Source organism: Streptomyces sp. NPDC047981 (assembly GCF_040653315.1).
In the GTDB taxonomy this organism is placed as follows: domain Bacteria; phylum Actinomycetota; class Actinomycetes; order Streptomycetales; family Streptomycetaceae; genus Streptomyces.
Genome location: NZ_JBEZNQ010000118.1, coordinates 1 through 16821, shown reverse-complemented (window position 1 = coordinate 16821; position 16821 = coordinate 1). Strand labels below are relative to the sequence as shown.

Here is a 16821-nt window from a genome sequence, read left to right as displayed (position 1 = left end):
GTCGCGGCGTCGGCGGGCAGGGCGGGCGGCGGGGTGAGTGCGACCGTGCGGCCGAGGGTCTCGGCCAGCCGGTCCCGCACCGCGAGGAGTTCGGCCGCGCCACCGCCCGCCGCGGGCGGCGGCAGATGGCGGGCGGGCGCCAGGTCGACGTCGTCGTCGAGGAGTTCGATGACGGGCACGGAACGGCTCGCGCCCGGGGTCTCGGTGACCGTGCCGTGCTTGTCGAAGGGCAGCCAGGCGTCGAGGACGGCGGTGTGGACGGCCTGCCAGTCGAGCTTGTCGCGGCCGGCGCCGGCCAGGTGGTCGGCGGTGGTGTCGACGAGCAGCAGCTCCGGTGAGGGGGTGACGCCGACGGCCGGCTTGCGGAGCACCCAGAGGTGGAGCGGGATGCCGTAGGGCGGGGCGGCCCCGGCGGGCAGGGCGACGACGGCCCGCAGGGCACCCCTGCGCAGGAGGTCGGCGCGGATGCGGCGTCCTGAGCGGCGGGAGGCGGCGGCGGGCGGCATGAGGAGGACGGCGGTGCCGCCGGGGCGGAGCCGCGCCAGGGCGTGCTGGACCCATGCCAGCTCGGACTCCGTACGGGCCGGGAAGCCGTACTCCCAGCGCGGGTCGTAGGCCAGTTCGTCGTGGCCCCAGTTGCGCTCGTTGAACGGCGGGTGGCAGAGCACGGTGTCCGCCGCCAGCTGCGGGAAGGCGTCGGCGCGCAGGCTGTCGCCGGTCCGTACGCGGATGTCGGCGTCGCAGGCGAGTGCGAGCCGCAGGGCGGTCAGCGCGGCCAGCTCCGGGTCGGCGTCCTGGCCGTGCAGGGCGCCGGGCTGCTCGACGGCCCGGAGCAGGGTGCCGGTGCCGGAGGCCGGGTCGAGGACGGTGGGGCGCGGCCCGGCCGCGGGGGCGGCGAGGGCGGCCATCAGGGCGGCGGGTCCTGCCGGGGTGAGCGTGTACTGGCGCGGGTTGGCGTCGAGGTGCCGGCCGAGCAGGAACTCGAAGGCCTGCCGGGCGCCGGTCTCGGCGGCGAGTTCGGCGGCCCCGCGCAACAGGGGGACGGACGGGCCCAGTTCGGCCGGGCTCGGGGTGAGCACGGGCCTCTCCAGGCCGAGGCGCTCGGTGAGGACCTCCTCCAGGGCGACCGGCAGGGTCTCCGCGAGCCGCTCGTCGGAGACGGCGGCGAGCTTCGGCCAGGCGCTGGAGCGGTCCCGTACGAGCAGCAGGACGCAGCCCGCGTGGGCGAGCGCGGTGACGGCGCCCGCCGGGTGGCCGGCCACCTGCTGCCAGACGCGCTCGCGGAGCGGGACCTCGGCGAGCTTGCCCTGGGCGCGCAGCCACCGTTCGACGTCGGCCAGCGCGAAGGAGGGGCTGGTCTCCGTTCCGCCCACGGGGCGGGGGAAGTCGGCGTGGCGGCGCCGCCAGTTGCTCACGGCGGCCCGGCCCACCCCGGCGAGCCGGGCGATCCCGGCGGCGGTCACCTCTGCTGCGTGCTCCGGCACCTGGCGCCTCCTGTGCGTTTCCCGCGCGTCGTCCCTGCGTACCCCGCGGACCCCTGTTGTGAGCCCCGATCTTACCGATGGACGCAAGACCCACCGCTTCACAGTGTGAGCCGACATGAATCCTGTGAACCGTGTTGACTCGGTTCACAGGCTCTGGTCTTATTGAGTCATCGCTCCACGGGAATCCGGTGGGGCCTCGCTCACCACCGACTCGTCATGTCACGTCACGTCATGTCCTGGAGGACACCCATGTCGTACGACACCCAGATCCCGCAGGCGCCCCAGGTCGCCCTGCGCAACGGGCTCGGCACCGCGGCTCTGACCCTCGGCATCATCGGTACGGTCTCGGGCCTCATCCCGCTCTTCTTCTGGCTGGCCGGCATCCTCGGCCTCATCGCGCTGATCCTGGGCCTGGTGGGCAGAGGCCGCGTCAAGCGCGGCGAGGCGAACAACAAGGGGGTCACCACGACCGGCGCGGTCCTCGGCCTCGCGGCCCTGATCCTCTCGGTGGTCGGCGCGGTGATCACGTTCACGGCCGTCAGCGACGCCGTCGACGAGATCAAGAAGGAGGTCGACGCCGCCGCAACCAAGGACCCGTCGAGCGGTACCGGCAAGGGCGACGCCGGCAAGGACATCGCCAAGGGCCTCGCGGCCGGTGACACGGCGGAGTACGAGGACCTGAAGGTCTCGGTGTCCGAGGCGAAGCCGTACAAGCCGAGCGAGTTCGCGGCGGGCCACACCGAGGGCAACAAGGCCTACCAGGTCACCGTCGTCGTCGAGAACAGCGGCAAGGAGAAGTTCGACGCCACGCTCGTGACGCTGACCGCGCGCGCCGGCAAGGACGGCACGACCGCCGAGCAGGTCTTCGACGAGAAGGTCGGCACCGGCTTCAGCGGCACCGTCCTGCCCGGCAAGAAGTCCACGGTCGTCTACGCCTTCGACGCCCCGAAGGACGCGAAGACCCTTTCCGTCGAGGTCAGCCCGGGCCTGGACCACGAGGCCTCCCAGTGGGAGCTGAAGATCGGCTGACCCCAGGCCCCCAGATCCCCAGGCCCCCGGCCCCCCACCACTCCCCCGTAAGCCCGTAAGCCCGTAAGCAACGCCCGCTCCCACCCCCGGAGAACCCACCATGTCTGCCGCCCGCCACCCCCGTACCCGACGCGCCCGCCGCGCGGCCCTCGTCTCCGCGCTCTGCGCAGCCGTCGCGCTCGGCGCCACCGCCTGCGGGCCCACCTCCGGCGAGGCGAAGGCGCCCACCGGGCCGTTCGGGGACCTGACCGGACCGCAGATCGCCAACAAGGCGATCGCCGCGACCAAGAAGGCCGACTCGCTGACCCTGGACCTCGCCGCCAAGACCACGGACGGGCCGATGAAGGCCTACCTGGCGATGGACACCACCGGAAAGTGCGCGGGCACCCTGACCGTGGGCACGACGGGCACGGCCGAGCTGATCAAGGCCGACGACAAGGACGTCTACCTCCGCTTCGACGAGGCCTTCCTGCGGGCGCAGGGCGAGGGCGAGTCGGCCGAGGTGCAGGACGCGATCATCAAGGAGCTGAAGGGGCGCTGGGTGAAGACCCCGGTGACCGACCCGGACGCCAAGGACAACCTCGAACTGTGCGACCTGAAGACGCTCCTCGGCGACTTCGAGGAGGGGATCAACTTCGCGGTCAAGGGCAAGGAGACCACCGTCGGCGGCAAGAAGGCGCTGACGCTCACCGAGAAGTCCGGCGGCGAGACGACGACCGTCTACGTGGCGACGGAGGGCGAGCCGGTCATCCTGAAGGTCGTCGCGGCGGGCGGCGAGGAGCCGGGGACGATGACGTTCACGGACTACGGCAAGCCGGTCAAGGCGAAGGTGCCGGCGGCCAAGGACGTCATCGACGAGAAGAAGCTCGGCTGACCCGCGAGGGACCGGGCGAGCGCGGAACGCGCGAGAAGGGTGTGAGGGCCGCCGCTGGGGAGCGGCCCTCACACCCTTCTCGTACGAGAGCCCTGTTCACACGCGGGCGGTCGTGTTCACAGGCCGTGCCGGACCCATATGTTCGGCTCGACGTAGACCGCGTAGCCGCGCGAGGCCTCGCAGTGCACCGGCACCAGCGCGCCGGCCACCTCCACCGGACCGTCCGTGTCGAAGGGCAGCCCGGTCCAGGCACGCCACTGCTCCACGGAGGCCGCGACGGTCATCGAGGCCGGGCAGACCGCCTCCACCGTGCCGCCCGCCCGGACATGGACCCGCAGCCACGGGTCCTGGGGCAGCCCGTCCGACTCCCGCGTACGGAAGGCGTACTCATGGATGGAGGACGCGGCCTCCAGGTGCTTGCCGTTCGGCCGGACCGGGGCAACGACCTCGGCGAAGCCGAGGCGCCGGGCGTTGTCCCGCATCGCGCCCAGCATCCGCCCCGAGAGCCCCTGCCCGAGCGCGCTCGTGTCGACCGTGACCTCGATCGCGCTCACCGTGTCGGGGGCGCGTCCGTGCCGCCGGTCGGAGAACGCCCACATCAGGACCTGGTCCCAGCCGGTGGCCGGCAGCTCGCCGCGCCCCTCGGCACGGAGCTGGAAGGGGACGCTCAGCGCGCGGGCGACGACCTTGCCCTCGGCATCGGTGGCGACGAGGACGTACTCCGGCAGTTCGGCGACGATCCGGCCGTAGTGGGACCAGCCCACCGGATCGTTGACCGTGAACTCCGGCCAGAGGTCCTTCATCGCCCACATCGCGCCCTGGAGTTCGGGACGCTCGGCGAGGGTCGTGATCGTCAGTTCCATGGGCGGAGGCTAACGACCGTTCGCGCAGGTGAGGAAACGATTTACGGCAGCTTCTGGTCCGGGCAGCGGCCGAGGACCTTCCTCATCGCCTCCTGCTCGCCCCGGGTGACCCACACCCCGTACTTCTTCTTCACCGCGACCTGCGCCGCCACGTACGCGCAGCGGTACTCCTTGTTCGGCGGCAGCCAGGTCGCCGCGTCGCCGTCGGACTTGCGGCGGTTGGTGGCGGAGTCGACGGCGAGCAGGTTGAGCGGGTCGTTGGCGAAGCGGCGCCGCTTCTGCGCGTCCCACTTCTGCGCGCCCTTCTGCCAGGCGTCGGAGAGCGCGACGACATGGTCGATGTCGACCTTGCTGCGGCCCCGGACGAAGGCGATGCGGTTCCCGGTGTACGGGTCGTGGGCGAGGACGCCGGAGGCGACCGTGCAGCGGCCGTCCCTGAAGCGGACGTCCGTGAGGTCGCGCTTGAGGATGTCGTCGCGGGTCCCGCAGCCGTTGCCGTCGACGTCGGCCCAGGCGCGGCCGAACTTCTCCCGCTCGTAGCCGGTCTTCGGCGCGCGGCCCTTCACCGTGAGCGCGTCGACGGCGACGAGCGCGGAACCTCCGGCGCCCGGTGCGCCGGAAGCGCCTTCGGACGGGGAGCCGCCCGGGCTCTCCGTACAGCCGGAGGTTATGAGGACGGTGGCCGCGAGGGCGGCGGCGAGGGCGGAGGTCCTGAGGTAGCCGGTCACGCGGGGATCCTAGCCAGCCCCCCCACGTGGTCCAGACCATTCGGTGCTCGACGCGCGGAAACGACACCGGGCACGTAGCGTCGAATGAGCCGTACATCCCCTTCTGAAGGAGTCGTACACCATGGGGATCATGGACAAGCTCAAGGGCATGATGGGCCAGCACTCGGACAAGGCCAAGATGGGCGTCGAGAAGGGCGGCGACGCGGTCGACCAGAGGACCGGCGGCAAGCACGCGCGCCAGGTCGACCAGGCCCAGCAGAAGGCGCAGGAGTACATCGACAAGCAGCGCGGACAGGACCAGCCCCCGAGCTGACCCGACGGTTTCTCCGTCCCTCGGCTTCCGGCCGCGGGGTGCGCACCCGAAGCGCGCCCCGCGGCCGACGCGCGTCCGCCGTCCGACGCGCGGTCGACGCACGCCCTGTGACAGGGAATAAGCGGAGCCGGACTCCGCTTGATCACGTGCATGACGACGATCACGCCTCTCACAACGCCCCTGCGCCGCACCACCGTTGCCACCCTCACCGCCGCCGCGCTGACCGCCGCCCTGACCGCGCTCCCCCTCGCCGGTACCGCCACGGCCGGCGACCACCGGCACGGCGGATCGCAGTGGCGCGGCGCCTGGGCCACCTCGCCGCAGGCCCCCGCCGCGCCCTTCGGCTCCAACTGGTCCACGGAGGGCTTCTCGAACCAGACCGTCCGTCAGGTCGTCCGGGTCACGACCGGCGGCACCAAGGCCCGGATCGAGCTGTCCAACCGGTACGGCACCACCCCGCTGCGCATCACCGGCGCGACCGTCGCCCGCACCGACAAGGGCGCCTCCGTGAAGGCCGGTTCGGTACGGCAGCTGACCTTCGGCAAGGGCCGCTCGCTGACGATCCCGGCCGGCGGGACGGCGTACAGCGACGGCGTGCCGTTCACGGTCCAGGCGCTGGAGTCGGTGACCGTCACCCTCTACCTGGCCGCGCCCACCGGCCCCGCCACCTTCCACCACTTCGCCTCCGCCACGAGCTACCGCGCCGACGGCGACCACCGCTCCGACCGCGCCGGGACGGCGTTCACGGAGACCAACTCGTCCTGGTACTACCTCTCCGGTGTCGAGGTGTCCGGCGGGCAGGCCCCGCGCCGGGACGGGATCGTGACCTTCGGCGACTCGATCACCGACGGCGTCGGCGCCGGCCTCGACGCGGACAACCGCTACCCCGACGAGCTGGCCGAGCGCTTCGCCGCCGCCGGGAAGCCGCGCTCCGTCCTCAACCACGGCATCGGCGGCAACCAGGTCACCAACGACACGACCTGGGCGGGCGAGAAGGCCATCGCCCGGTTCAAGGAGGACGTCCTGACCGAGCCGAACGTCCGCACGGTCGTGCTCCTCGAAGGCATCAACGACTTCGGCGGCAGCCTCCCCAGCGACTTCGCCACCCCCCACCCCCGAGGTCTCCGTCGAGCGCCTCATCGCGGGCCACCGCGAGTTGATCCGGCAGGCCCACGCCAAGGGCATCAAGGTCGTCGGCTCCACGCTGACCCCGGTCAAGGGCTCCTTCTACGCCACCCCTGAGGTCGAGGCCAAGCGGGACGCGTTCAACCACTGGGTGCGCACCTCGGGCGCGTACGACGCCGTGGTCGACTTCGACCGCGCGGTCGCCGACCCGGCCGACCCGGACCGGATCCTGCCCGCGTACGACTCGGGCGACCACATCCACCCGGGCGACGCCGGCTACCGCGCGATGGCGCGGGCGCTGGACCTCGACGAGCTGTAGGAACCAGGAACCCGGGGCCGGCCGCACGGCCGGCCCCGGACCCGCACGCTACGACCCCAGGATCGTCGTGAGGAACTCGCCGGTCCACGCGAGCAGTTCGCGCCCGACGACCGGCTTGCCGCCGATCTTGCCGCTGGTCGGGCGGGGCACCAGGATCTGGTGGACGGCGGGCTTGATGACCGTACGCGGGTAGAGGCGCTTGAGCCGCAGCTCCTGCGACTCCCGCAGCTCCACCGGCGCGAAGCGGATGTTCGGGCCCTGGAGGACGATCTCGCCGACCCCGCACGCGCGCGCCAGCATCCGCAGGCCGGCGACCAGCAGCAGGTTCTCGACCGGCTCGGGCAACTTGCCGTAGCGGTCGGTCAGTTCCTCCCGTACCGCCTTGATGTCCTCCTCCGTGTTGGCGGAGGCGATGGCCCGGTACGCCTGCAGGCGCAGCCGCTCGCCCGGCGCGTAGTCGTGCGGGACGTGCGCGTCGACCGGCAGCTCGATCTTGACCTCCAGCGGCGGCTCCTCCTCGACCCCGCCCTCCAGGGAGGCGCGGTAGTCGGCGACCGCCTCGCCCACCATCCGTACGTACAGGTCGAAGCCGACGCCCGCGATGTGACCGGACTGCTCGCCGCCGAGCAGGTTGCCCGCGCCGCGGATCTCCAGGTCTTTCATCGCCACGTACATGCCCGCGCCCATCTCGGTGTGCTGGGCGATCGTCGCGAGCCGCTCGTGGGCGGTCTCGGTCAGCGGCTTCTCGGGCGGGTAGAGGAAGTAGGCGTAGCCGCGCTCGCGGCCACGGCCGACGCGGCCGCGCAGCTGGTGCAGCTGGGAGAGGCCGAAGTTGTCGCCGCGCTCCACGATCAGCGTGTTGGCGTTGGAGATGTCGATGCCGGACTCGACGATCGTCGTCGACACCAGCACGTCGAACTTCTTCTCCCAGAAGTCGACGACGACCTGCTCCAGGGCGCTCTCGCTCATCTGCCCGTGCGCGGTCGCGATCCGCGCCTCGGGGACGATCTCACGCAGCCGCGCCGCCGCCCGGTCGATGGACTCGACGCGGTTGTGGATGTAGAAGACCTGGCCCTCGCGCAGCAGTTCGCGCCGGATGGCCGCGCCGATCTGCTTCTCCTCGTACGGTCCGACGAAGGTGAGGACCGGGTGCCGTTCCTCGGGCGGGGTGGTGATCGTCGACATCTCGCGGATGCCGGTGACCGCCATCTCCAGCGTGCGGGGGATGGGGGTGGCGGACATGGTGAGGACGTCGACGTTGGCGCGGAGCTTCTTCAGCTGCTCCTTGTGCTCGACGCCGAAGCGCTGCTCCTCGTCGACGATGACCAGGCCCAGGTCCTTGAACTTGGTCTCGGAGGAGAACAGGCGGTGGGTGCCGATGACGATGTCGACCGAGCCGTCCTTCAGCCCCTCCATCGTCGCCTTCGACTCGGTCTCCGTCTGGAAGCGGGAGAGCGCGCGGGTCACGACGGGGAACTGCGCGTACCGCTCCGAGAACGTCCCGAAGTGCTGCTGCACGAGCAGTGTGGTGGGGACCAGGACCGCGACCTGCTTGCCGTCCTGGACGGCCTTGAAGGCGGCGCGGACCGCGATCTCCGTCTTGCCGTAGCCGACGTCGCCGCAGATCAGGCGGTCCATCGGGACCGTCTTCTCCATGTCCTCCTTCACCTCGGCGATGGTGGACAGCTGGTCGGGCGTCTCCGCGTACGGGAAGGCGTCCTCCAGCTCGCGCTGCCAGGGGGTGTCGGCGCCGAAGGCGTGGCCGGGCGCCGCCATCCGGGCCGAGTACAGCTTGATCAGGTCGGCGGCGATCTCCTTGACGGCCTTCTTCGCGCGCGCCTTGGTCTTCGTCCAGTCCGCGCCGCCGAGCCGGTGCAGGGTCGGTGCCTCGCCTCCGACGTACTTCGTGACCTGCTCCAGCTGGTCGGTGGGGATGTAGAGGCGGTCGCCGGGCTGGCCGCGCTTGGCCGGGGCGTACTCGACGAGGAGGTACTCGCGGGTGGCGCCCTGCACGGTCCGCTGGACCATCTCGACGTACCGGCCGACGCCGTGCTGCTCGTGCACGATGTAGTCGCCGACCTCCAGGGTCAGCGGGTCGATGGTCTTGCGGCGCTTGGCCGGCATCCGCTGGCCGTCCTTGCCGGCCGCCTTCTGGCCGGACAGGTCGGTCTCGGTGAGGACGGCGAGCTTGAGCGCCGGGTCGACGAAGCCGTAGTCGATGGAGCCGGTCGCCACGTGCACGACGGACGGCGAGACGTCGGCGAGGTCGGCGTCGAGACGGGCGGCGATGCCCTCGCCGCCGAGGACCTCGACGGTGCGGGTCGCCGGGCCGTGCGCCTCGGTGACGTAGACCGTGCGCCAGCCGTCGGCCAGCCAGCCCTTGGTGTCGGCGAGCGCGCGGGCGGTGTCGCCGCGGTAGGTCTCGGGGGCGTGCATGCCGAGCTTGAGCGTGTCGTCGTCGTGGTCGGCGGCGTCCGCGGCGAACGGGGAGACCGACCACCACATCATGTCGAGCTCGCGGGCCCGGTCGCGTACGTCGGCGATCCCCCACAGGGAGGCGGCGCCGACGTCGATGGGCGCCTCGCCGCCGCCCGCGGTCGCCGCCCAGGACGCCTGGAGGAACTCCTGGCTGGTGGCCACCAGGTCGGCGGCCCGGGTGCGGACCCGCTCGGGGTCGCAGACCACGGCCATCGAGCCCTTCGGCATGACGTCGAGGAGCAGCTCCATGTCGTCGACGAGGACGGGCGCGAGGGACTCCATGCCCTCGACGGCGATCCCCTCGGCGATCTTGCCGAGCAGTTCGCCCAGCTCCGGGTGCTCCTCGGCGAGCGCGGCGGCCCGACCCTTCACCTCGTCGGTGAGGAGCAGCTCGCGGCAGGGCGGGGCCCACAGGCCGTGCTCGGCGACTTCGAGGGAGCGCTGGTCGGCGACCTTGAAGTAGCGGATCTCCTCGACGTCGTCGCCCCAGAACTCGATCCGGAGCGGGTGCTCCTCGGTGGGCGGGAAGACGTCCAGGATGCCGCCGCGCACGGCGAACTCGCCGCGCTTCTCGACCAGCTCGACGCGGGAGTACGCGGCGGCGGCGAGGCCCTCGACGACCTCGTTCAGATCGGCGCTCTGCCCGGTGCGCAGGGCGACAGGCTCCAGGTCGCCGAGGCCCTTGACCTGCGGCTGGAGCACGGAGCGCACGGGGGCGACGACGACGGAGACGGGGCCTGCGGCCGGGTCGTCGGTGGAGGGGTGGGCGAGGCGGCGCAGCACGGCGAGGCGGCGGCCGACGGTGTCGGAGCGGGGCGACAGCCGCTCGTGCGGGAGCGTCTCCCAGGACGGGTAGTCGACGACCGTGTCGGGGTCGAGGAGGCTGCGCAGGGCGGCGGCCAGGTCCTCAGCCTCCCGCCCGGTCGCGGTGACGGCGAGCACGGTCCGCCCGGCGTCCCGCGCGAGCGCGGCGACCGCGAAGGGCCGCGCGGCGGGCGGGCCGACCAGGTCCACATGCGTGCGGCGGCCGTCGGAGGCGGCCTTGACCGCTTCGGCGAGGGCGCCGTCCTTGACGACGACATCGAGCAGACCGTGCAGGCTCATGGAGCTTTCCATCCCGGGTTGACTACGGGGGCGGGCAGGGCGGGGCAACGCGAACAGCCCGACACGTCGCACGGGCCGGGTGGTCCCGGCGCACGGGGCGGCCGGGGGCTCCCCCAGCCTACGACGGCTCGGGGGCGGTCACCCGTTCGTGGGATCGACGCGCCGCGAGCCAAACCGTACAGTTCTGTACATGAGTGCCACGTTTCCCATCACCGAGGCCCGCGCTCAGTTCGGCTCGCTCGTCCGCCGGACCGCGCACGCCCGCGAGCGCATCACCATCACGGATCACGGCCAGGCCGCAGCCGTCTTCATAAACCCCACGGAGCTGGCCGAGCTGGAGCAGCGCCTGGCGGACCTTGAGGACGACCTGGCCCTGGCCCGGTACCGGGCCCGCCAGGACGCCGGCGCGGTCGTGGGCATTCCTCAGGACGAGGCCCGGGCACGCCTGGGCCTGGAGCCGTCTTGAGGTACACGGTCCTGTGGGACGAGCCGGCCCTGGACATCGCCGCCAAGTTCCTGGCGGACGACCCCGACGGGCTGCGTCAGGTGTTCACGGCGACCGATCTCCTCGCCGACGACCCCCGCCCCGCAGGGACCGCGGAGTACGGCTCGCCCGACCTCCGGCGCATGCACGTCGGCAGATACCGCGTCATGTACGAGATCACGGAAGCGACCATCACGGTCATGGTCCTCCACCTCGGTCGCACGCCCTAGGGGTCGGGCCCGGCGGAATGATCCGCCGGGCCCGACCCACCCCCGTTAATCCCTCCCGCGGTCGCTAGTCGCTCGCGATCGCGTTCAGGACGTTCATCCGGCCCGCGCGGAACGCGGGGACCAGGGCCGCGAAGAGGCCCACGAAGGCCGAGGCGACGAAGACCGTCACGATCGTCGGCCAGGGGATCTCCAGGACCTCCAGGCCCTCCAGGGCGAGGAGCTGCTGGGCCGAGGTGCCCCAGCCCATGCCCAGGGCCAGGCCGAGGAGCGCGCCGAAGAGGGCGATGACCACCGACTCCAGGCGGATCATGCGGCGCAGCTGCCGCCGCGAGAGGCCGATCGCCCGCATCAGGCCGATCTCCCGGGTCCGCTCGACCACCGAGAGCGCCAGCGTGTTCACCACGCCGAGGACCGCGACGATGATCGCGAGCGCCAGCAGGCCGTACACGATGTTGAGGAGCTGGCCGACCTGGTCCTTCAGGTCCTGCTTGTAGTCGGCCTGGTTCTGCACCTTGTACTGCGGGTACGCCGCCAGCGCGTCCTTCAGCGCCGCGTACGCCTCGGTCTCCTTGCCGTCCTGCGCCGTCGCGAACAGGATCATGCTCTGCGGCACCCGCTCGGCCGGCAGGTACCGCTCCGCCGTCGTCAGGTTCGTGTACATCACGCCCTTGTCGACGTTGGACTCGTCCGAGGTGATCGCCGCGACCCGCAGCTTCGCGCGCTCGCCGCCCTTGAAGGCGACGGTCAGCTCGTCGCCGACCTTCACCCCGTGCTCGGTGGCGTAGTCGCTGCCCACCGACATCGCGTTCGCGCCGTACGCGGCGGTCAGGTCACCGGCCGTCGTGTCGCGCCGCAGGTCCTTCGCGTACGTCGGCTCGGCGGCGACCAGGCCCTTCTCGACCGCCTTGCCCTTCGGGTCGGTGATCGTCGCCTCGACCCAGGTGTACTCCGTCACGTGCCGCAGGCCGGGCGTCTTCTCCAGCGCCGCCTGCGCCTGCGGCACGATCGGCTGCCCGTTCGCGGACTGCACGATGAAGTCCGCGCCCACCGAACGGTCCAGTTCGTCGGTGGCCGAGGCCACCATCGACGAACCGACCACCGACAGGCACGCCACCAGCGCGAGCCCGATCATCAGGGCGGCACCGGTCGCCCCCGTACGGCGCGGGTTGCGCAGCGCGTTCCGCTCCGCCATCCGCCCCACCGGGCCGAAGACCCGCAGGACGACGGCGCCGAGGGCCCGGACGAGCCCGCCCGCGAGCAGCGGACCGACCACGATGAAACCGACCAGGGAGAGGACCACCCCGACCCCGAGCCAGAGCGCGCCCGGACCGGCCTCCTCCGCCCGCGTGGACACCCACAGCGCCGCCGCGCCGCCCAGCGTCAGGAGCAGGCCGAGCCCGGCCCTGACCCGCCCGGCCCTGCCGTCGGCCGGGGTGCCGGCGTCGCGCAGGGCGGCCATCGGGGAGACCTTGCCGGCCCGCCGGGCCGGGATGTACGCGGCGAGGAGGGTGACGACCACGCCGAGCACGAGACCGACGGCCGGGGTCGTCCACTTCACCGTCAGGTCGCCGGTGGACAGCTCCATGCCCATCGCGGACATCAGCTTCATCAGACCGACCGCGACCCCGACGCCCGCCGCGACACCCGTGATCGAGCCGACGACACCGAGCAGCAGCGCCTCGACGAGCACCGAGCGGTTGACCTGGCTGCGGCTGGAGCCGATGGCCCGCATCAGGCCGATCTCGCGGGTGCGCTGGGCGACCAGCATGGAGAACGTGTTGACGATGAGGAAGATGCCGACGAGCAGGGCGATCCCGGCGAAGCCGAGCATCGCGTACTTCATCGGGGTGAGGAAGCCCTCGACGTCCTTGCGACCCTCGTCGGCGGACTCGGCCTGGGTGAGCAGCTTGTACTGGCCGCCGACCGCGGCGGAGACGTTCTTCTTCACCTGCTCGTGGCTGAAGCCGGGCGCGGCCGTGACCTCGATGTTGGTGAACGCGTCCGTCCTGCCGATGAGTTGGCGCTGAGCGGTGGCGGTGTCGAAGTAGACGACGGTGGCGCCGGGGTTGGTGACCTTGAAGGAGGCGATGCCGGAGATACGGGTGGTGAAGTCACCGGTCACCGCGATCGTGCGCAGCTCGTCGCCGATCTTCAGCTTGTGCTTCTCGGCCGTACCGGCGTCCAGGAGCGCCTCGGTCGGTCCGCGCGGGGCGTGACCGGAGGTGATCTCCATGGAACGCAGTTCCCTGGGGCTCCAGTTGACGGCGATGGTGGGGGCGCCGGTGGAGGAGCCGAGGTTGTTGTTGTGCGCGTCGGCGACGGTCACGCTCAGCGAGACGACCTTGCCCTCGGCGGACTTGACGCCCTTCGCCCGGGCGACCTCGCCGACGGCCGAGGCCGGCAGCGTCTCGGGGCGGCCGGACTGCGGGAGCTCGTCGCCGGTCGCGGCGTCCTTCGGGCTGACGGTCACATCGGCGGCGGTCGCCGAGAAGAGCTTGTCGAACGTGGTGTTCATGGTGTCCGTGAAAACGAGGGTGCCGCTCACGAACGCCACGGAGAGCAGGACGGCTACGGCGGAGAGCGCCATGCGGCCCTTGTGCGCGAAGAAGTTGCGCAGCGAGGTCTTGAGCACGGTCATGACGTGCGCCCCCGGGCGTCGAAGTCCTTCATGCGGTCGAGGACGGCCTCGGCGGTGGGCCGGTGCATCTCGTCCACGATCCTGCCGTCCGCGAGGTAGAGGACCCGGTCGGCGTGGCTGGCGGCCACCGGGTCGTGGGTGACCATCACGATGGTCTGGCCCAGCTCGTCCACCGACTGCCTCAGGAAGCCGAGGACTTCGGCGCCGGCACGGGAGTCGAGGTTGCCGGTCGGCTCGTCACCGAAGATGATCTCGGGGCGCGCGGCGAGGGCACGGGCCACCGCGACACGCTGCTGCTGGCCGCCGGAGAGCTGGGTGGGCCGGTGCTTCAGCCGGTCGGCGAGCCCGACGGTGGAGACGACCCGGTCGAGCCAGGCCTGGTCCGCCTTCCGCCCGGCGATGTCCATGGGCAGGGTGATGTTCTCCAGGGCGTTGAGCGTGGGCAGCAGGTTGAACGCCTGGAAGATGAAGCCGATCCGGTCCCGGCGCAGTTGGGTGAGCCGCTTGTCCTTCAGACCGGTGATCTCGGTCTCGTCCAGGAAGATCTGGCCGCTGGTGACGGTGTCGAGCCCGGCGAGGCAGTGCATCAGGGTCGACTTGCCGGAGCCCGAGGGGCCCATGATCGCGGTGAACCGTCCACGCGCGATGTCCACGTCCACATGGTCGAGGGCGACGACCCGCGTCTCACCGGCGCCGTACGCCTTGACGACCTGCCGCGCCCGCGCGGCGACAGCCGTCTTCCCTCCGGTGTCCCCGTACTGGGGGATGGTCACAGCCGAAGTCACGGTATGTCTCCTATGTCTGGGCAGGTGCCTGGCGGTCGCCCGGGCCGATGGGATGGGGAGGGGAGGGACTCCGAGAACGAGTCTGCGAGCAACGGGGCGGGCGAGCACTGGTGCCTGGCGCACTCTTCGCCCTGGGGTTTTCCGTAAGACCAAGGTAAGGACGGGCGGGCCCGGTCTCCTCCTCCGCCGGGACGAACGACCCCTGCCCTCTACGGGGGAGGGACCCCTAGGGGTTCTCCACCCGAGGTTCGAGTGGGAGGCTGGTCCGACGTAACTAGATGTACGACCCATCGGATGGAGGCCGGGGTGTCACGCACGACCACGCGGCAGACGGCGGCACCGGCGACGACCCCGCGCGGGCGCGGACCGGTCGTCGCGGCGCTGATGCTGGGGATGGCGCTGGCCGCGCTCGACGGCACCGTCGTCTCGACCGCCGTCCCGCAGATCGTCGGCGACCTCGGCGGCCTGTCCGTCTTCTCCTGGCTCTTCTCCGGCTACCTGCTGGCCGTCACCGTCACCCTGCCCGTGTACGGAAAGCTCTCCGACACCTTCGGCCGCAAGCCCGTCCTGATCGCCGGAACGATCCTCTTCCTCGTCGGCTCCCTGCTGTGCGCGGCGGCCTGGAACATGGGCTCGCTGATCGCCTTCCGGGTCGTCCAGGGCCTCGGCGGCGGCGCGCTTCAGGGCACGATCCAGACCATCGCGGCGGACCTCTACCCCCTGAAGGAGCGCCCGAAGATCCAGGCGAAGCTCTCCTCGGTCTGGGCGACGGCCTCCGTGGCCGGCCCGGCAGCGGGCGGCCTCCTCGCCGGGTACGCCGACTGGCGCTGGATCTTCCTGATCAACCTGCCCGTCGGCCTGGTGGCCCTCTGGCTGATCGCCCGTTACCTCGTGGAACCCGACCGCAAGGCCGCGAAGGAGAGCCCGGCCGAGGGGCGCAGGAAGGTGTCCGTCGACTGGGCGGGCGCGCTCGCCATCTTCGCGACCGGCACCCTCCTGCTCACCGCCCTCGTCCAGGGCGGCGTCGCCTGGCCCTGGCTCTCCGCCCCGTCCCTCGGCCTGTTCGGCGGCGCGGTGGCCCTCGCGGGAGCGACCGTCCTCATCGAACGACGGGCCGCCGAACCGATCATCCCCGGCTGGATCTGGCGCCGCCGCACCATCTCCGCCGTCAACCTCGCCATGGCCGCGCTCGGGCTGCTGATGGTCGCCCCCACCGTCTTCCTGCCCACCTACGCCCAGGCCGTCCTGGGCCTCGGCCCGATAGCCGCCGGCTTCGTCCTCTCCGCGATGACCCTCAGCTGGCCCATCTCGGCCGCCTTCTCCAACCGGGTCTACAACCGCGTCGGCTTCCGGCTCACCGCCGTCATCGGCATCACCCTCGCCCTGCTCGTCCTGCTCGCCTTCCCCTTCCTGCCCTTCCCCGGGGAACCCTGGCAGCCGGCCCTCCTGATGCTCCTGCTCGGCGGCGCGCTCGGCCTCTTCCAACTCCCGCTCATCGTCGGGGTCCAGTCGACCGTCCCCTACGAGGAGCGCGGCACGACGACCGCGTCCGTCCTCTTCTGCCGCCAGGTCGGCCAGAGCGTCGGCGCCGCCCTCTTCGGCGCGATCGCCAACGGCGTCCTCGCCTCCCGCCTGGGCGCCGACACCGACCTGGACAGCCTCGCCCACGCCCTGGACCAGGCCGACGACACCCTCCGCCACGCGGTCGACGCGGCCGTCGACTACGTCTACCTGGGCGCGGCCGGCGCGGCCGCCCTCGCCCTCCTGGCCCTCCTGACCCTGGCACCACGGCGCTTCCCGGTCTTGAAGCAGGAGGACTAGCTGCGCCCCCTCAGCCTGGCCGGCCTGAGTACGCGCCCGCCCGGAGATGAGCATGGGCGCCCATGCCCGGGCGGCGCCCCGGCCTCGACAATGAGGTCACCTCGTCCGAAGGAAGCGGTCATGAACCACGACACGTACGCGACGCTCTACGGCCCCGCCCGCCCGGCGCCATCCCCTCGCGGGACCGGCGTCGCCGTGCTGGCGGCCACGCTGTGGGCGGTCGCCCTCCTGCTGCTCTCGGGTCTGGCGTTCCTGGCGCTGTGGGCGACGGCGGACACGGGGCCGACCGACGGGATCCCGCTCCACTGGGCGCTGATCTACCTCGCCATCGCGGCCGTACCGGTCATCCTGCTCTGCACGCCCCCCGTCCGCCGCCTGTCCGTCCCGGCCCGCGCGCTCGTCACCGGTCTCGCGATGTGCTCGATCGCGGTCGGCCTCGTGATCTGGGCGGCCTAGGGCCTGTCCGGTGGATCAGGGCCGGACAGGCCGCGGCGTCTGGTGCGGTGCATCGCAAGGCGCCGGAGCGTCTCGATAGCGGAGCTATCG

At 72.0% G+C, this 16821-nt stretch carries 15 protein-coding genes; 9 read left to right on the top strand and 6 right to left on the bottom strand.

Annotated features, from left to right (window positions below; translation table 11 throughout):
• On the bottom strand, positions 1-1484 hold a 1484-nt coding region (locus tag AB0E14_RS36905), incomplete at its 3' end, for an N-6 DNA methylase (protein ID WP_362428953.1).
• A 249-nt stretch (positions 1485-1733) separates the two neighbouring features.
• On the opposite strand from AB0E14_RS36905, the gene AB0E14_RS36900 reads away from it, so the two are divergent.
• Together AB0E14_RS36900 and AB0E14_RS36895 are read left to right on the top strand one after the other, a co-directional pair.
• On the top strand, positions 1734-2513 hold the full coding sequence (locus AB0E14_RS36900) for a DUF4352 domain-containing protein (RefSeq protein WP_362428950.1): 780 nt from the start codon (positions 1734-1736) through the stop codon (positions 2511-2513).
• 100 nt (positions 2514-2613) lie between these two features.
• Positions 2614-3387, top strand: a complete 774-nt coding sequence (locus AB0E14_RS36895) for a hypothetical protein (protein ID WP_362428947.1) — start codon at positions 2614-2616, stop codon at positions 3385-3387.
• Positions 3388-3503: 116 nt separating this feature from the next.
• Here the strand turns inward: AB0E14_RS36895 and AB0E14_RS36890 are convergent, their stop codons facing one another.
• Positions 3504-4250 carry an N-acetyltransferase gene (locus AB0E14_RS36890; RefSeq protein WP_362428944.1) on the bottom strand — a complete coding sequence of 249 codons (747 nt, stop codon included), beginning with the start codon at positions 4248-4250 and terminating at the stop codon, positions 3504-3506.
• A gap of 41 nt (positions 4251-4291) precedes the next feature.
• Positions 4292-4978 carry an HNH endonuclease family protein gene (locus AB0E14_RS36885; protein WP_362428941.1) on the bottom strand — a complete coding sequence of 229 codons (687 nt, stop codon included), beginning with the start codon at positions 4976-4978 and terminating at the stop codon, positions 4292-4294.
• Between the two features lie 121 nt (positions 4979-5099).
• Here AB0E14_RS36885 and AB0E14_RS36880 point away from each other — a divergent pair, with 121 nt between their 5' ends.
• From AB0E14_RS36880 to AB0E14_RS36870, 3 genes are all read left to right on the top strand, one after another.
• Positions 5100-5291 carry an antitoxin gene (locus AB0E14_RS36880; protein ID WP_362428938.1) on the top strand — a complete coding sequence of 64 codons (192 nt, stop codon included), beginning with the start codon at positions 5100-5102 and terminating at the stop codon, positions 5289-5291.
• Between the two features lie 150 nt (positions 5292-5441).
• A complete protein-coding gene (locus AB0E14_RS36875) occupies positions 5442-6533 on the top strand; it encodes a GDSL-type esterase/lipase family protein (RefSeq protein ID WP_362428935.1) in 1092 nt (363 codons plus the stop codon).
• Positions 6448-6735: a GDSL-type esterase/lipase family protein gene (locus AB0E14_RS36870; protein WP_362428932.1), complete on the top strand. Its 288-nt coding sequence runs from the start codon at positions 6448-6450 to the stop codon at positions 6733-6735. The genes AB0E14_RS36875 and AB0E14_RS36870 overlap by 86 nt, the downstream gene beginning before the upstream one ends.
• A gap of 48 nt (positions 6736-6783) precedes the next feature.
• Here AB0E14_RS36870 and mfd read toward each other — a convergent pair whose 3' ends face one another.
• Positions 6784-10317 carry a transcription-repair coupling factor gene (mfd, locus tag AB0E14_RS36865; protein ID WP_362428930.1) on the bottom strand — a complete coding sequence of 1178 codons (3534 nt, stop codon included), beginning with the start codon at positions 10315-10317 and terminating at the stop codon, positions 6784-6786.
• Between the two features lie 190 nt (positions 10318-10507).
• On the opposite strand from mfd, the gene AB0E14_RS36860 reads away from it, so the two are divergent.
• Both AB0E14_RS36860 and AB0E14_RS36855 read left to right on the top strand, forming a co-directional pair.
• Positions 10508-10783, top strand: a complete 276-nt coding sequence (locus AB0E14_RS36860) for a type II toxin-antitoxin system Phd/YefM family antitoxin (protein WP_362428927.1) — start codon at positions 10508-10510, stop codon at positions 10781-10783.
• The gene (locus tag AB0E14_RS36855) at positions 10780-11031 is read left to right on the top strand and encodes a type II toxin-antitoxin system RelE/ParE family toxin (protein ID WP_362428924.1); all 252 of its coding nucleotides are present in this window, start codon (positions 10780-10782) and stop codon (positions 11029-11031) included. The genes AB0E14_RS36860 and AB0E14_RS36855 overlap by 4 nt, the downstream gene beginning before the upstream one ends.
• A gap of 64 nt (positions 11032-11095) precedes the next feature.
• Here AB0E14_RS36855 and AB0E14_RS36850 read toward each other — a convergent pair whose 3' ends face one another.
• A complete protein-coding gene (locus AB0E14_RS36850; RefSeq protein WP_362428921.1) occupies positions 11096-13669 on the bottom strand; it encodes an FtsX-like permease family protein in 2574 nt (857 codons plus the stop codon).
• A complete protein-coding gene (locus AB0E14_RS36845) occupies positions 13666-14454 on the bottom strand; it encodes an ABC transporter ATP-binding protein (protein WP_362428918.1) in 789 nt (262 codons plus the stop codon). The genes AB0E14_RS36850 and AB0E14_RS36845 overlap by 4 nt, the downstream gene beginning before the upstream one ends.
• 306 nt (positions 14455-14760) lie before the next feature.
• Between AB0E14_RS36845 and AB0E14_RS36840 the strand changes: the two genes are divergently transcribed.
• Together AB0E14_RS36840 and AB0E14_RS36835 are read left to right on the top strand one after the other, a co-directional pair.
• Positions 14761-16275 carry an MFS transporter gene (locus AB0E14_RS36840; RefSeq protein ID WP_362428915.1) on the top strand — a complete coding sequence of 505 codons (1515 nt, stop codon included), beginning with the start codon at positions 14761-14763 and terminating at the stop codon, positions 16273-16275.
• Positions 16276-16395: 120 nt separating this feature from the next.
• A complete protein-coding gene (locus AB0E14_RS36835) occupies positions 16396-16731 on the top strand; it encodes a hypothetical protein (protein ID WP_362428912.1) in 336 nt (111 codons plus the stop codon).
• The last annotated feature ends 90 nt before the right edge of the window (positions 16732-16821 follow it).

Bases quoted from the DNA above. Each gene is read 5' to 3' on its own strand.
- AB0E14_RS36900 (WP_362428950.1), top strand. From the start codon at position 1,734: ATGTCGTACGACACCCAGATCCCGCAGGCGCCCCAGGTCGCCCTGCGC.
- AB0E14_RS36895 (WP_362428947.1), top strand. From the start codon at position 2,614: ATGTCTGCCGCCCGCCACCCCCGTACCCGACGCGCCCGCCGCGCGGCC.
- AB0E14_RS36890 (WP_362428944.1), bottom strand. From the start codon at position 4,250: ATGGAACTGACGATCACGACCCTCGCCGAGCGTCCCGAACTCCAGGGC.
- AB0E14_RS36880 (WP_362428938.1), top strand. From the start codon at position 5,100: ATGGGGATCATGGACAAGCTCAAGGGCATGATGGGCCAGCACTCGGAC.
- AB0E14_RS36875 (WP_362428935.1), top strand. From the start codon at position 5,442: ATGACGACGATCACGCCTCTCACAACGCCCCTGCGCCGCACCACCGTT.
- mfd (WP_362428930.1), bottom strand. From the start codon at position 10,317: ATGAGCCTGCACGGTCTGCTCGATGTCGTCGTCAAGGACGGCGCCCTC.
- AB0E14_RS36860 (WP_362428927.1), top strand. From the start codon at position 10,508: ATGAGTGCCACGTTTCCCATCACCGAGGCCCGCGCTCAGTTCGGCTCG.
- AB0E14_RS36850 (WP_362428921.1), bottom strand. From the start codon at position 13,669: ATGACCGTGCTCAAGACCTCGCTGCGCAACTTCTTCGCGCACAAGGGC.
- AB0E14_RS36835 (WP_362428912.1), top strand. From the start codon at position 16,396: ATGAACCACGACACGTACGCGACGCTCTACGGCCCCGCCCGCCCGGCG.